This is a genomic window from Methylobacterium sp. C33D, from assembly GCF_053345825.1.
In genome coordinates this window covers 1-255 of the sequence record NZ_JBKFAV010000281.1, presented here as the reverse complement: position 1 = coordinate 255, position 255 = coordinate 1, and the positions used below count along the sequence as shown (strand labels likewise).

Sequence of the window (255 nt, the reverse complement as noted above, 5' to 3'; positions counted from 1 at the left end):
CCGGCGCGTCTGAGCGTTCCACCGGCCCCCGCGCGGGACGCGGGGGCCGCCCCCGGCCGGGACGACCGGCCTCACCAGCGAAGCAGGAGCACACGCGATGAGCAGCACGACCGACAAGCTGAAGGGCTTGGCCAACGAGGCGGTGGGCAACGTCAAGCAGGCGGCCGGCAAGGCGACCGGCAACGACCGGCTGGTGGCCGAGGGCAAGGCGCAGGAGCTGAAGGGCGAGGCGCAGAAGACCGTCGGCGACGTCAA

General features: G+C 73.3%; 1 protein-coding gene. It reads left to right on the top strand.

Annotated features, from left to right (window positions below; all coding sequences use genetic code 11):
- Nucleotides 1-97: 97 nt before the first annotated feature.
- A partial coding sequence (locus ACLBXO_RS32380; protein ID WP_447687984.1) for a CsbD family protein occupies nt 98-255 on the top strand: 158 nt, incomplete at its 3' end.